At 68.8% G+C, this 14,063-nt stretch carries 7 protein-coding genes; 5 read left to right on the forward strand and 2 right to left on the reverse strand.

Features of this window, described 5'->3' with window-relative positions; translation table 11 throughout:
- Nucleotides 1-60 precede the first annotated feature (60 nt).
- Entirely contained in the window at nucleotides 61-4,143 is a 4,083-nt protein-coding gene (gene hrpA, locus RI032_RS13605; RefSeq protein ID WP_322547149.1) for an ATP-dependent RNA helicase HrpA, read from the forward strand.
- A 107-nt stretch (nucleotides 4,144-4,250) separates the two neighbouring features.
- On the opposite strand, the gene RI032_RS13610 is transcribed toward hrpA, so the two are convergent.
- Entirely contained in the window at nucleotides 4,251-4,787 is a 537-nt protein-coding gene (locus RI032_RS13610) for a hypothetical protein (RefSeq protein WP_322547150.1), read from the reverse strand.
- A gap of 130 nt (nucleotides 4,788-4,917) precedes the next feature.
- Here RI032_RS13610 and RI032_RS13615 point away from each other — a divergent pair, with 130 nt between their 5' ends.
- Entirely contained in the window at nucleotides 4,918-7,074 is a 2,157-nt protein-coding gene (locus tag RI032_RS13615; RefSeq protein ID WP_019336379.1) for a RelA/SpoT family protein, read from the forward strand.
- A 30-nt stretch (nucleotides 7,075-7,104) separates the two neighbouring features.
- Nucleotides 7,105-8,670, forward strand: a complete 1,566-nt coding sequence (locus tag RI032_RS13620) for a hypothetical protein (RefSeq protein ID WP_322547151.1) — start codon at nucleotides 7,105-7,107, stop codon at nucleotides 8,668-8,670.
- On the opposite strand, the gene RI032_RS13625 is transcribed toward RI032_RS13620, so the two are convergent.
- Nucleotides 8,667-10,766, reverse strand: a complete 2,100-nt coding sequence (locus RI032_RS13625) for a glycosyltransferase (protein ID WP_322547152.1) — start codon at nucleotides 10,764-10,766, stop codon at nucleotides 8,667-8,669. The two genes, RI032_RS13620 and RI032_RS13625, sit on opposite strands and share 4 nt — an antisense overlap.
- A gap of 96 nt (nucleotides 10,767-10,862) precedes the next feature.
- On the opposite strand from RI032_RS13625, the gene mrcB reads away from it, so the two are divergent.
- A complete protein-coding gene (mrcB, locus tag RI032_RS13630) occupies nucleotides 10,863-13,301 on the forward strand; it encodes a penicillin-binding protein 1B (protein WP_322547153.1) in 2,439 nt (812 codons plus the stop codon).
- Entirely contained in the window at nucleotides 13,298-13,834 is a 537-nt protein-coding gene (locus RI032_RS13635) for a hypothetical protein (RefSeq protein WP_071306674.1), read from the forward strand. The genes mrcB and RI032_RS13635 overlap by 4 nt, the downstream gene beginning before the upstream one ends.
- Nucleotides 13,835-14,063 lie beyond the last annotated feature (229 nt).

Raw genomic sequence — 14,063 nt, forward strand, 5'->3', positions numbered from 1 at the left:
CCTTCACAATAAACCGGTCGTGATGACTGGTCGCTTTCAAAGTTTTGAACGAACCGATTGATGAACTCTATCGATAAAAATCCATCGCCCCGCCTGCGCCAACAGCGCGCCGCCATCGACGGCGCCATGAGCCGCGACCGGGGCCGTTTGCTGGGGATGCTCTCGCGGTGCCAGGCCAAGCCACAGGATGCGGCACTGGCCGCCACCTTCGAGCAGGCCTTGCAGGCGTCGGTGCAGCGCCGGATGACACGGGCGCAGCAGCAGCCGTCCATTACTCTGGACCCGCAGCTGCCGATTGCGCGTGAAGCCGACGCGATCATCAAGCTGATCCGCGACCATCAGGTCGTGGTGATCGCCGGTGAAACCGGCTCGGGCAAGACCACCCAGCTGCCGAAACTGTGCCTGGCCGCAGGCCGTGGCCAGGCCGGCATGATCGGCTGCACCCAGCCGCGACGGATTGCCGCACGCGCAGTGGCCAGCCGCGTGGCGCAGGAACTGCAGAGCGAACTGGGCCAGCTGGTCGGCTACCAGGTGCGCTTCAACGACAAGGTCAGCGAAGACAGCCGCATCAAGTTCATGACCGACGGCATCCTGCTGGCGGAGATCGCCAGCGACCGCTGGTTGTCGAACTACGACACGATCATCGTCGACGAGGCGCACGAACGCAGCCTCAACATCGACTTCCTGCTGGGCTACCTGAAGCAGCTGCTGCGCAAGCGCCCGGACCTGAAGCTGATCGTCACCTCGGCCACCATCGACACCGAACGCTTCGCCCAGCACTTCGACAATGCGCCGGTGATCAGCGTGGAAGGCCGCACCTACCCGGTGGAAGTGCGCTACCGCGCGCTGGAAGGCGAGGGCGAACAGGAGGGCGAGCGCACCGTCAACGACGCCATCGTGTCGGCCATCGACGAGATCACCCGCCTGGATGCGCGCGGCGACGTGCTGATCTTCCTGCCGGGCGAGCGCGAGATCCGCGATGCGCACCAGTCGCTGGAACGGCGCAAGTACCGCAACACCGAGGTGCTGCCGCTGTACGCGCGGCTGTCCAACCAGGACCAGGACCGGGTGTTCAACCCGGGGCCGAACCGGCGCATCGTGCTGGCCACCAACGTGGCGGAAACTTCGCTGACGGTGCCGCGCATCCGCTATGTGGTCGATCCGGGCTTTGCCCGCGTCAAGCGCTACAGCCCGCGCAACAAGCTGGACCGCCTGCACATCGAGCCGATCTCGCAGGCCAGCGCCAACCAGCGCAAGGGCCGCTGCGGGCGTATCGCCGAGGGCATCTGCTACCGCCTGTACGCCGAGTCTGATTTCCAGGCGCGGCCGGAGTTCACCGATCCGGAAATCCGCCGCTCCAGCCTGGCCGGGGTGATCCTGCGCATGCTGCAGCTGGGCCTGGGCCGCATCGAGGAATTCCCGTTCCTGGAAGCACCGGACGAGCGCGCGGTAGCCGATGGCTGGCAGCAGCTGACCGAACTGGGCGCGATCGATGCCGAGCGGCGCATGACCACCATCGGCAAGCAGATGGCACGCCTGCCGGTGGACGTGAAGCTGGCGCGCATGCTGGTCGCTGCGCAGGCTGCCGGTTGCCTGCGGCCGATGCTGGTGATCGCCTCGTTCCTGGGCATCCAGGACCCGCGCGAACGCCCGCCCGAAGCACGCGGTGCGGCCGACAGCGCACATGCGCAGTTCGCCGATGGCCGCTCCGAGTTTGTCGGCGTGCTGCGCCTGTGGGATGGCTACCGGCAGGCCCACGAAGACCTGACCCAGTCCAAGCTGCGCGACTGGTGTGGCCGTCATTTCCTCGGCTTCCTGCGCATGCGCGAGTGGCGCGAGCTGCATCGCCAGCTTCGCCTGCTGTGCGAAGAACTGGGCTGGAAGGAAGAGGCCAACGAGGCCTCGATGGCACCGTTGCTGGCCGGCAGCAGTGCGCCGGCACCGGCGCGTGACGACGCCGCGGCGGTGAAAGCCACCCGGGGCCAGCTGCACCGTGCCGCGCGCCTGGCCCGCGAAGGCAAGGCCGAGGCCGCTCCGATGCCGGTGGCCGTGCGTGCGCAGAAGGAACAGACGCCAGTTGGCGGCGGTTTCAGTGAACGCGTGCGCGCCGCCGCCTACCAGACCCTGCACCGGGCGCTGGTGGCGGGCCTGCCGACGCAGATCGGCCACCGCACCGAGAAGGGCGATTTCCAGGCACCACGCCAGCGCCGCTTCCTGCCGTTCCCCGGTTCGGCGCTGTCCAAGCGGCCGCCGCCGTGGCTGCTGGTGGCCAACCTGCTGGATACGCAGAAGGTGTGGGGCATGACCCTGGCCGCGATCGAGCCGGACTGGGTAATCGCCGAACTGCCGCACCTGCTGCTGCGCAAGCACTTCGATCCGCACTGGTCGCGCGCGCAGGGACAGGTGCTGGCGTCCGAGCAGATCAGCCTGTTCGGCCTGGTGCTGGCGCCGAAGAAGCCGGTGCACTACGGTCGCATCGAACCGGGCGAAGCGCATGACATCTTCGTGCGTCAGGCGCTGGTGACCGGCGAGATCAACACCCGCGCCAGCTTCGTGGCCGACAACCAGAGAGTGCTGGAGACCGCCCGCGAGGAAGAAGCCAAGCTGCGCCGCGCCGGCATCGTCGCCGACGAGGACTGGCAGGCGCGCTGGTACCTGGACCGGGTGCCGCCGCAGATCCATTCGGCGGCGGGGCTGGATACCTGGTGGAAGGGGCTGGCGCCGGAACAGCGCAAGACCCTGCACTGGTCGCTGGTCGATCTGTTACCGGGTGAGGGCGGTGAACAGGAGCGCTATCCGAAGTACCTGGCCCTGGGCCAGGCGCGCTTGCCGCTGCACTACCGCTTCGAACCGGGTGCCGACGACGATGGCGTGACCCTGGATGTGCCGCTGCACCTGCTCAATGCGCTGGACCCAGTGCAACTGGGTTGGCTGGCGCCGGGTTTCGTCGCCGACAAGGCCTCTGCGTTGATCCGCAGCCTGCCCAAGGCGATGCGCCGCAACTACGTGCCGGCGCCGGACTTCGGCCGCGCGTTCTACGAGGCGTTCCCGCAGCCCAGCGCCGATGCCATCACCGGCGAACTGGCGCGTTTCCTGTCGCGCGCAACCGGCGCGACCGTGACCGCGCTCGATTTCGAGCCCGGTTCGATCGAACCGCACCTGCACATGAACCTGCGGCTGCGCGACGAGCAGGGCAAGGTGCTGGCGACCTCGCGCGATCTGGATGCACTGCGCGCCAAATTCGGCGGTCGTGCCGGCGATGCGTTCGCTGCACGCGCCGGCCGCGAGATGGCGGCCGATGGCCTGCGTACGTTCCCGGCCACGCCGATTCCGCTGCAGGTGCCCGGTGAAGCGGGCGTGCCGGCCTATCCGGCGTTGCTGGACGAGGGCGACAGCGTGGCGTTGCGCATCTTCGCCGACCGCCAGCAGGCGCTGGAGGCCCATCCGCTCGGCGTGCGCCGCCTGCTGGAAATCGCCTTGGCCGAGAAGGTGAAACAGGCGCGCAAGCAGCTGCCGGTCGGTGCCAAGACCGGCCTGCTGTATGCCGCGATCGAATCGCAGGAGCGCCTGCGCGGCGACCTGGTCGATGCAGCGATGAACGCGGTGCTGGCCGAGGGCCTGGAAGACATCCGCGATGCGGCGACCTTCGAGCAGCGACGCGAGCATGCGGCCAAGGCCCTGTTCGGTGAGGCGATGTCGCGGCTGAAACTGGCCGAAACCATCCTGGCCCTGGTGGCGGAACTGAAGCCGATGCTGGAAGCACCGTTGATGGGCTGGGCGCGCGGCAACCTGGACGACATGGAAGCGCAGCTGGCCGGCCTGATCCATCCCGGCTTCCTGCGCGACACGCCGGCTGACGCGCTGGCGCAGTATCCGCGCTACCTGAAGGCGATGATCCTGCGCACCGAGCGTGCCAAGCGTGATCCGCCACGTGACCAGGCGCGCATGCTGGAACTGCACCCGTTCCTGGAAGCGCTGGAAGTGGGAGAGCAGCAGGGACTGCGCGAGCGCCCGCAATGGCAGGCGCTGCGCTGGGATCTGGAAGAGCTGCGGGTGTCACTGTTCGCGCAGGAGCTGGGGGCACGCACCGGCATCTCGGCGAAGAAGCTGGCGCAGCGGGTGACCGCATTGCGCCAGGCATGACGTCGTTGCTGTAGAGCCGAGCCCATGCTCGGCTGCTTTTCGATGCCTCGTCACTTCCCCTGCAGATCGCAGCCGAGCGTGGGCTCGGCTCTACACAATGGGCGGCGTTACTTGGTACGGCGCACCTTCGGCTGGGTGTTCACGCCGTCGACCTTCAGGTACCACACGCCCATCACGCCGGGCTTGATGCTGACGGCGGGGGACTGCTTGCGCACACCGGCCAGGGTGCTTGCATCGGTCTGCTCCCATTCCTGGCCGTTGTCCAGCACGTAGACGCGGCCTTTGCCGAAGCCGTGGAATTCGCCCTGCAGCACGCCGACAATCGGCTCGCTGCTGCCGAAATCGAAGAAGCCGCGATTCTTCACGATCACTTCCTGACGGCCTTCCTCGCGTGCCGATTCCCGTACGGCGGCAACCGCCTGGGTGGTGGCCGCTTCGACCTTGCCCTGCAGCCAGCGGTTCAGCGTGGCCAGTTCCTGCGCACTGAGCTTGTCCAGGCCAGCAGCCTTGAACTCGGCCGGTGACATCTGCTGCTGCAGGTCCCCCTCCACCACACGCTGGGCCAGCGCAGGCGCCGACAAGGACAGCAACAGTGCGGCACAGGCCAGCAGCCGTAGGCGGAAACGCGGGGCGATCGAGGACATGTCGGGACTCTCCTGGGTTTGACCGCGAGTGTAACGGCATGTCTTTATGCCGGGTGATGGTGGCCGCGGTGATTGTCCCTGAACGGCGCCGGCGCTAGTGTAGAGGCCTCTGTCTTGCCTGCTCGATGCTGTGAACCGCGCTTCCGTCCCCGGCCTGGATGCCTTGTTGAACCGTCCCTCGGCAGCCGTGCTGCCTGCTCCGCTGCGCCAGGCCCTGCGCGGGCACTGGGAAGCGCCGGAATGCGACCACCAGATGCGCGCCAGCTGGTCGGTGCTGGGTGACACCCTCGACGCACTGGCGATGCTCTCCGCCGACGAAGGCGCGGTGGTCGCGGCCCTGCTGTTCGACCTGCCGGGCCTGCGGGCTAGCCTGGAACAGCTGCCGCTGGGCAACCACAAGGCCGCGGTGATCGGCCTGCTGGATGGCCAGGACGCCGCCGACCCGGTGTGGGCGCTGCATGCCGGCCGTGAGGCAGGGCGCAACAGCGAGGGCCTGCGCCGCCTGCTGCTGGCGATCATCCGCGACCTGCGCGTGGTGCCCATCCTGCTGGCCCGGCAGCTGGCGCGGATGCGCGCGGCCGACAAGCTGGATGACGAGCAACGCCGCGCGCTGGCACAGCTGACACGCGACATCCACGCGCCATTGGCCAACCGCCTGGGCATCTGGCAGCTGAAGTGGGAGCTGGAGGACCTGGCGTTCCGCCACCTGGAACCGGAGACCTACCGTCGCATTGCGCGGGAGGTGGACGAAACCCGCATCGCCCGCGAGCGTTACGTCGAGAACGTCAAGAAGGTGCTGTCGCGCGAGCTGGTCGCGCAGGGCATCAAGGCCGAGGTCAGCGGCCGTCCAAAGCACATCTACAGCATCTGGCGGAAGATGCAGAAGAAGCGTCTGGCGTTCGACCAGCTGTATGACATCCGTGCGGTGCGCGTGATGGTCGACGACGTCGCCGCCTGCTATGCCGCGCTGGGCGTGGTGCATGCACTGTGGGCGCCGGTGCCGAGCGAGTTCGACGATTACATCGCCCGGCCCAAGGCCAACGACTATCGCTCGCTGCATACCGCCGTGGTCGGCCCGGAAGGGCGCACCATCGAAGTGCAGATCCGTACCCATGAGATGCACTCGCAGGCCGAGCTGGGCGTGGCCGCGCACTGGAAGTACAAGGAGGGTGGCAAGGGCGCGGAGAAGTCCTTCGACCGCAAGATCACCTGGATGCGCCAGCTGCTGGAGCAGGCGCAGGACGGGCAGGGCAATGAGCTGGCCGGGGCGCTCGATGCCGAGCTGACCGAAGACCGGGTCTATGCACTCAGCCCGAAGGATGAGGTGCTGGATCTGCCGCAGGGCGCCACGCCGCTCGATTTCGCCTACCAGGTGCACACCATGGTGGGCCACCGCTGCCGGGGCGCCAAGGTCAACGGTCGCATCGTGCCGCTGACCTATCGCCTGCGCAGCGGCGACCGCGTCGAGATCCTGACCGGCAAGGAGGCCGACCCCCGCCGCGACTGGCTGATGCCGGCCAACGGCTTCCTGGCCAGCAACCGCTCGCGCGAAAAGGTACGCAGCTGGTTCCACAAGCTGGACCGCGCGCGCAACGTGCAGGCCGGGCGCGAACTGCTTGAGCGCGAGCTGAAGCGTCTGGGCCTGCAGCACTCGGACCTGGCGGTGGCGGCGAAGAAGTTCCATGCCGACAGCGTTGACGATCTCTACATCCAGGTGGCGCTGGGCGATACCGGCCCGAACCAGGTCAGCCGTACCCTGCTGGAAGCCGAACGTGCAGCGAGCCAGCCGGCGCCCGCGCCGACCCTGCCGCGGCCGACCGCGCGCCGCGAGAACCTGGGCAAGTCCAAGTTCACCGTGCAGGGCGTGGGCAACCTGCTGGTGCAGCTGGCACGCTGCTGCCAGCCGGTGGCTGGCGAGCCGATCGTCGGCTACCTGACCCGTAGCCGTGGTGTCACCGTGCATCGTGCAGACTGTGCCGCGCTGGCCCGGCTGGCAGCCACCAGCCCGCAGCGCATCCTGCCGGTGGAGTGGGGCCAGGCCGGCGGCGGCTACGAAGTGGACGTGGTGGTCACTGCGGTCGACCGCCGCTGGTTGCTGAAGGACATCACCAACCTGATCGCCCAGGAAGACGCCTACGTGCTCGACATTCACAGTGACAATGTACGCAACAGTGGCCGTGCCCACCTGCGCCTGCGTCTGAAGGTGAGCGACTACGGCCAGCTGTCGACCCTGCTCGGCAAGCTGGATGCGCTGCCCGGCGTGAGCGAGGCGCGTCGCCTCGGCTGAGCTTCACGCTGCCCCGGCTACCCTGCACGCATGGAACGCGAGCCCCCGCATCGCCCGCATGGCGCTGAACACCCTGCGCTGGACCGCGTCCGCCGCGAAGGCCGTTGGTGGTGGCTGCAGGCACGCCACGCGCGCCGGGTGTGGCGCTGGGCGCTGGTCGCGGCGCTGGCGGTGTTCGTGCTGCTGGTGCTGCTGCGCAAGCCATTGGCCGACTGGTTCTGGGATGAGCCGAAGATCGAACAGTTGCTGGCCGAAGGTGACCGCGCGCTTGCCACCGGCCGGTTGAGCGCGGCCGACGGCACTGGTGCGCGCGAGCGCTACCAGGCCGTGCTGGCGCTGGATGGTGATCGTCCGCAGGCCCGCGAAGGCCTGGCCCGTACCGGCGCCGCGGCCCTGCAGCAGGCCAGCGAAAAACTGCAGGCCAACGACCTCGAGGGCAGCGCGAAGGCGCTGGCACTGGCCCGGGAACTGCAGGTGCCGCAGGCCGATGCGGACGCCGTGGCTCGCCAGCTGCAGGCCCGTCGCAGTGCAGGCACCGGCATCGGTGCACTGCTGGCGCAGGCGCGCAACGCCTTTGCAGCGGGCCGGCTGGACGAAGGTGACAGCAGCGCGCTGCCCCTGTTCCAGCGCATCCTGGCATTGCAGCCGGACAATCTGCCGGCGCTGGAAGGTCGCGAGGACGCACTGAGCGATCTGCTGCAGCAGGCCCGCATCCTGGCCGGGCGCGGCGAGCTGGCCGAGGCAGCGACGATACTGCAGCGTGCGCGCCAGTTCGATGCCGGCCACGCCGATCTGCCCGCAAGCCAGGAAGCATTGGCACAGGCTGTCGACCAGCGCCTGCGCCAGGCCCAGCGCGCCTTGCAGCGGCGGCAGCTGGAATCGGCAGCGAAGGGATTCCTCGCCGTGCTGGCAGTGGCGGTTGATGATTCCAGTGCCCAGCGCGGCCGCGAACAGACCTTGCAGGCGGTGCTGGCGCGCAGCCAGAAGCGGGCCGACGACTTCCAGTTCGAGGCGGCGCAGGCCGATTCCGCGCTGGCGGCTGAGCTGGGTGCTTCGCCGGCCGCGCAACAGCAGCTCGCGCAACGCCTGCAGCGCGCACAACAGGCGCAGAAGGCGCTGCAGCAGCCGGCGGTCAGCAACACGCAACGCGAACGCCAACTGCGGGACCACCTGCGCAGGATCGAGCGCGCTGAACGTGCCGGGCAATGGATCAGCCCCCCCGGCCACAGTGCGTTCGACGCGTTGCGCGAAGCGCAGTCACTGGCGCCACGCGATGCACGGGTGAAGGCTGCCGCAGCGCGGCTGCTGCCCGCCAGCCGCCGCTGCTTCGACGACAACCTGCGGCAGAACCGCGTGCAGGCCGCAGGTGCCTGCCTGCAGGCCTGGCAGACCCTGTCGCCGACCGCGGCCGGACTTCCCTCGGCGCGCCTGCGCCTGGCCCAGCGCTGGCTGGCGATCGGCAGCGAACGGCTCGGCAACGGCGACCTGGCTTTCGCGGCGCATGCCGCCGGACAGGCCCGTTTGCTGCAGCCGGACCTGGCCGAGCTGCCAGCGTTCGAAGACCGCCTGCGCCGCGCAGGCGGGCGCCCGGATTAGGTGAAGAACACCCGCTGCACGGTTGCCCTGGCAGCGTCCAGCGAGAAGTGCTCTGCGATGTTGGCCAGGCCGGCATCGGACAGCTGCTGCCACAGCTGCGGATCCTGGTACAGGCGGACCACCGCATCGGCGAAGCCCGCCGCATCATCGGCCACCAGCACGTCCTGGCCCGGGCGCAGGTGCATCCCTTCCACGGCGCAGGTGGTACCTACCACCGGCTGGCCATGGGCCATGCTCAGGTTGATCTTGCCTTTCACGCCGGCACCGAAGCGCAGCGGCGCGATGGAAATGCGTGCGCCGTCCATGTAGGGCGTGATGTCCTCGACGAAACCGTGCATCTGCACGCCGGGCTGGCGTGCGGCCAATGCCAGCAGCGAATCGGGTGTGGCGGCACCGATGCAGTGCAGGCGTACATCGGGCAGACGGGCGCGGATGCCGGCGAAGACTTCGCCGATGAACCACTCCATGGCATCCAGGTTCGGCGGATGGCGGAAGCCGCCGACAAACACCAGATCATGGCGCTGTTCGAACGGCCTGCCGGCGCCGGCGACGTCGTGCAGGTTGGAGATCAGTTCCACCTGCACGGACGGGGCGTCGGCCTGCAGCTGCTCACGCTCGGCGGCACTGACCAGCACGGTGACGTCGCACTGCTCCATCACCGCCAGCTCGCTGGCGCGGGTGCGCTCGGCGGCGCGCAGCAGCCCGGCATCACCGGCGACTTCGGCACCACGGCGTTCGCGCAGGTAGTGCAGGTCCACGGTGTCGAACACGGTGCGTGCCTGTGGCGCATAGCGCTCCAGCAGCGGCAGGCACTCGTGGGCGACATGGTGGCGGACCAGCAGCGCCACGTGGAAGCGTGCACCGTGCGTTCGCAGCCAGCTGGCGACGCCATCGAGGAACGGTGCATACCAGACTTCCACGCCCATCCGCTGCAGTGCTTCGGTGGCGGCACCGCCATGTTCGCGGCGGGTGGGAACAAACACCACATGAGCGCCGCCCTGCAGCAGCAGGCGGATCAGGTTCACCTGGCGCAGTGACGCGGAATCGCGATCCGGTTGCGGTACTTCCTCGTCCAGGATCAGCACCTGGCGTCGGCCACGCAGCAGCAGCGCCGGTGACGGCACTTCGCCCACCGCCGGATGGCGGGCCAGCTCGGTGGCCCAGCGGGCGGCGAAGATGGCCTGGTTGCGCACCTGATAGGCCTTCACTCCACTGCCGGTGTCGGTGCCGTTGCTGGTGCCCTCGTCGTGGATCACCCGGCTGGCCGGCTGAACCAGCACGCGCAGGCCCTGTGCACGCACGCGGAAGGCCAGGTCGGTGTCCTCGTAGTAGGCCGGCTTGTAGCGGGTATCGAAGCCATCCAGCTGCTGCCAGAGGGCGCGCGGCAGCATCAGCGCCGCACCGGAGCAGTAGTCGACGTCGCGCAGGCTGGCAAAACGCGGGTCGTCCGCGGCCTCGAAACGGCCATAGCTCCAGCCGCTGCCGTTGGCGAAGATCACCCCCCCTGATTCCTGCAGGCGGCCATCCGGGTACAGCAGCTGGCTGCCGACCAGGCCGGCGCCGGGCGTGCTGGCGAACGTGTCCAGCAGAGCGTCGAGCCAGCCCGGCTGCGGCACCGTATCGTTGTTGAGCAGCACCACGTAGCGGCCGCGTGCGCGCAACACGCCATCGTTGCAGGCCTCGATGAAGCCGCCGTTTTGCTCGCGCACTTCGTAGCGCAGTCCGGCTACCTGCGGCATCCACTGCACGGTGGCGTCGCTGCTGCCGTCATCCACTACCAGGATCTCGCACGCGGCCAGCGGCGGATGTGCCGCCAGGGCGCGCAGGCAGGCCAGGGTGTGGCCGGCGTGGTTATAGACCGGGATGACGATGCTCACTTCCGGCGTCTCGCTGAACGGCACCGTGAAGGGGGCGAAATCCTGTGCCGGCGGCAGGAACAGCGGCGTTCGCGGCGCGGGAACGGCGCGCTGGGTATGCACGCGGATGCGCTGCCAGGTCGCCCGCCACCCACGGGTACGCAGGCTGGCCAGGCTCCGGCGGGCCAGGCCCGTGAGGCGGTTGATCAGGTATCGGATCTCGGCCAGGGACATCGCCATCCGGTTGCAACTCCAGCTTAAGCAGGGGAACCCGGGAGAATCCGCCAGCCGCAGCGGCTGGGGTAGACTCGCCAGACCCTACATTCTCGCATTCCCGTGCCCCGACGCTACGATTCCGACGACATCGACGATTTCGACGACGACGACCAGCAGGACAACGGCCCGCTGTGGCGGCGTCGCCTGATCACCTGGAGCATGGCTGCGGTCGCGTTGGGATTGGGTTTCCTCATTCCCTATACGCTGTACCTGAACCAGCAGGTGACCCAGCGTTTCGGTGAACTGCGCTGGCAGATCCCGACGCGTGTCTATGCGCGCCCGCTGGTGCTCACCCCCGGCAAGGCGATGGATGCCTCCACGCTGAAGACCGAGCTGGCCGCCTCCGCCTACCGCGATGACGGCCAGGGCAAGGAGCCGGCCACCTATGCGGTGAACGGCGGGCGCTTCGTCATCTCCAGCCGCGGCTACAACGACGTCGATGGCCGGGTTGCCCCGCGCCGGCTCGAGCTGTCGCTGGCCGATGGTGCGGTCGCCTCGCTGCGCGACGCCGACAACCGCAAGGCGTTGAAGGCCGCGCGCCTTGACCCGGCCCGCATCGCGACCCTGTACGGCCAGAAGCAGGAAGAACGCCGCCTGATCCGCATGGACGAGGCGCCGGACCTGCTGGTGACCGGCCTGCAGGCGGTGGAGGACAAGGACTTCAACCGCCACCACGGCATCGACCTGTCCGGCATTGCGCGCGCGGTGTGGGTGACCATTCGCTCCGGTGGCCAGAGCCGCCAGGGCGCCTCCACGCTGACCCAGCAGCTGGCCCGCAGCGGCCTGCTCGGCATCGGCAAGGAACAAACGGTCACCCGCAAATTCAACGAAGTGCTGTACGCGCTGATCATGGAAGCGCGCTACGACAAGCGCACCATCTTCGAGGCCTACCTCAACCAGGTGTACCTGGGCCAGCGTGGCAGCCAGGCGATCCATGGCATGTCGTCCGGTGCCGAGTTCTGGTTCGGCCGCGACCTGCAGTCGCTGGAGACCGAGCAGATCGCGCTGCTGATCGGCCTGGTCAAGGGCCCGTCCTTCTACGACCCGCGTCGCAATCCGGAACGTGCACTGGATCGCCGCAACTTCGTGCTGGGCAAACTGCACGAAGCCACGCTGATCGATGACGCCGAGTACCAACGTGCGTTGAAGGCCCCGCTGGGCGTGCCCAAGACGCCGGGCCTGGTTGCCGCCAACCGCTTCCCGGCCTATGTCGATCTGGTCCGCCGCCAGCTGGGCCACGACTATCCGGAATCGGCGCTGCAGGGCGCCGGCCTGAGCGTGATGACCGGCATGTCGCCGTCCGCGCAGGCCTACGCCGAAGGCGCGGTGACCCGCACCATCAAGTCGCTGGAAAGCAAGCGCCGCCCCGAGCTGCAGGCCGGCATGGTGCTGACCGACGTGCACAACGGCGACGTGCTGGCGGTGATCGGCAGCCGCGAGGTGTCCGAGGTCGGCTTCAACCGCGCGATCGAGGCGCAGCGTCCGGTCGGTTCGCTGCTCAAGCCGTTCGTCTACCTGCTGGCCTTGGCACAGCCGGACCGCTACTCGCTGGCCAGCTGGGTCGATGACTCGCCGGTGACGGTGCAGCTCGGCCGCGGCCGCAACTGGAGTCCCGGCAACGCGGACAACCGCAGCCACGGCACGGTGCGCCTGATCGACGCACTGGCGCATTCCTACAACCAGGCCACGGTGCGCGTGGGCATGCAGGTCGGCCCGGAGCGCGTGACCCAGCTGATCCACGTACTGGCCGGCATCAAGGCCGAGGCCAACCCGGCGGTGATCCTCGGCTCGACCGACCAGAGCCCGTACGCGATGGCGCAGCTGTACCAGTTCCTGGCGTCCGGCGGCGAGATCCAGCCGCTGCACGCGGTGCGTGGCGTGCTCGATCCGCAGGGCAAGCTGCTCAAGCGTTACGACAAGACCCCGGCACCGGCGCAGGAGGGCGACTCGATTGCCGCCAACCTGATCAGTGTCGGCCTGCAGCAGGTGGTTGCCAGCGGCACCGCGCAGCGGCTCAACGCTGATGGCCTCGGCCGCCTGCAGCCGGCCGGCAAGACCGGTACCACCAACGATGGTCGCGACAGCTGGTACGCCGGTTACACCGGCGATCATCTGGCGGTGATCTGGATCGGCAACGACCAGAACGAGCAGGCCGGCCTGTACGGTGCCACCGGCGCGATGCGGGTCTGGTCGGGTATCTTCCAGCGCCTGCCGAGTGCTCCGCTGCGGGTCAGCAACAAGGGCCTGGACTGGCAGTCGGTGGCGCCCACCGGACTCAACAGCACGGATGAAGGCTGCCCGGGCGCGCGTCGTTTCCCGTTCGTGGTGGGCTATGCACCGGCCTATGCACCGTGCGCGCCGGCGGTGTCGCCGGACGGGCAGGGTGCCGAAGGCGAGGGCGGTGGCTGGCGCAGCTGGTTCGGCCTGGACCGCAAGCCGGAAGCGCCTGCCGAACCTGCCACGGCGCCCGCCGCCGCCACTCCTCCCCCGAGCCGATGATGCCGATGAACATGCGATCCCTGCTGCAGCCCCTGGCCCTGACCGGCCTCAGCCTGGCCCTGGCCGCCTGCGTGACCAGTGCGCCGCCGGTGGTCACGCCGGTGGATACCACTACGCCGGCACAGCGCCTGGCTGCGGTGGATGCGGCCGCAGGTCCGGACGACAAGGAGCTGTCGGTGCAGCCGCTGCGTGATTCGCAGGTGGAAGACCTGCGGGTGACCGCGCAGGCGCAACGGCAGGCGAACGACCTGGCCGGTGCCGCCAGCAGCCTGGACCACGCGCTGGAAATCGTCGCCGGCGACCCGGCGGTACTGCAGGAACGTGCCGAACTGGCGCTGCTGCAGGGGCAGTGGGCGCAGGCGGAGACGTTCGCGCGCAAGGCGGTGGATCTGGGCTCGAAGACCGGGCCGCTGTGCCGGCGGCACTGGGCGACGATCGAGCAGTCGCGCCTGGCGCGCGGCGAGAAGGAAAATGCGGTGTCGGCGCATGCGCAGATTGAAGGCTGCACGGTGCCGGGGATCAAGCGGTACTGAATTTCCAGCCAACGGCGCAGCCCCTCGTGGCTGTGGGTTGGTCGCTGAAGCCAGAAGCAAAAGCCGCGCTTGGCCGGGCGGGGTGGGTTCGCGGGGGGCGCCGTGAACCCGTCCTTGGGGGCTTGGCCGCGGCATCCATGCCGCGGACACCCCCGCGTACCCACCCCGCCCGGCCTCTGACAGTTTCCGTGTGCTGCCAGCCACGGAAGAGAAAAAGAAAATCAAAAGC

Source organism: Stenotrophomonas geniculata (assembly GCF_034508895.1).
GTDB classification, from domain to species: domain Bacteria; phylum Pseudomonadota; class Gammaproteobacteria; order Xanthomonadales; family Xanthomonadaceae; genus Stenotrophomonas; species Stenotrophomonas geniculata.

Bases quoted from the DNA above. Each gene is read 5' to 3' on its own strand.
- RI032_RS13620 (WP_322547151.1), top strand. From the start codon at position 7,105: ATGGAACGCGAGCCCCCGCATCGCCCGCATGGCGCTGAACACCCTGCG.
- RI032_RS13610 (WP_322547150.1), bottom strand. From the start codon at position 4,787: ATGTCCTCGATCGCCCCGCGTTTCCGCCTACGGCTGCTGGCCTGTGCC.
- RI032_RS13635 (WP_071306674.1), top strand. From the start codon at position 13,298: ATGATGCCGATGAACATGCGATCCCTGCTGCAGCCCCTGGCCCTGACC.
- hrpA (WP_322547149.1), top strand. From the start codon at position 61: ATGAACTCTATCGATAAAAATCCATCGCCCCGCCTGCGCCAACAGCGC.
- RI032_RS13625 (WP_322547152.1), bottom strand. From the start codon at position 10,766: ATGGCGATGTCCCTGGCCGAGATCCGATACCTGATCAACCGCCTCACG.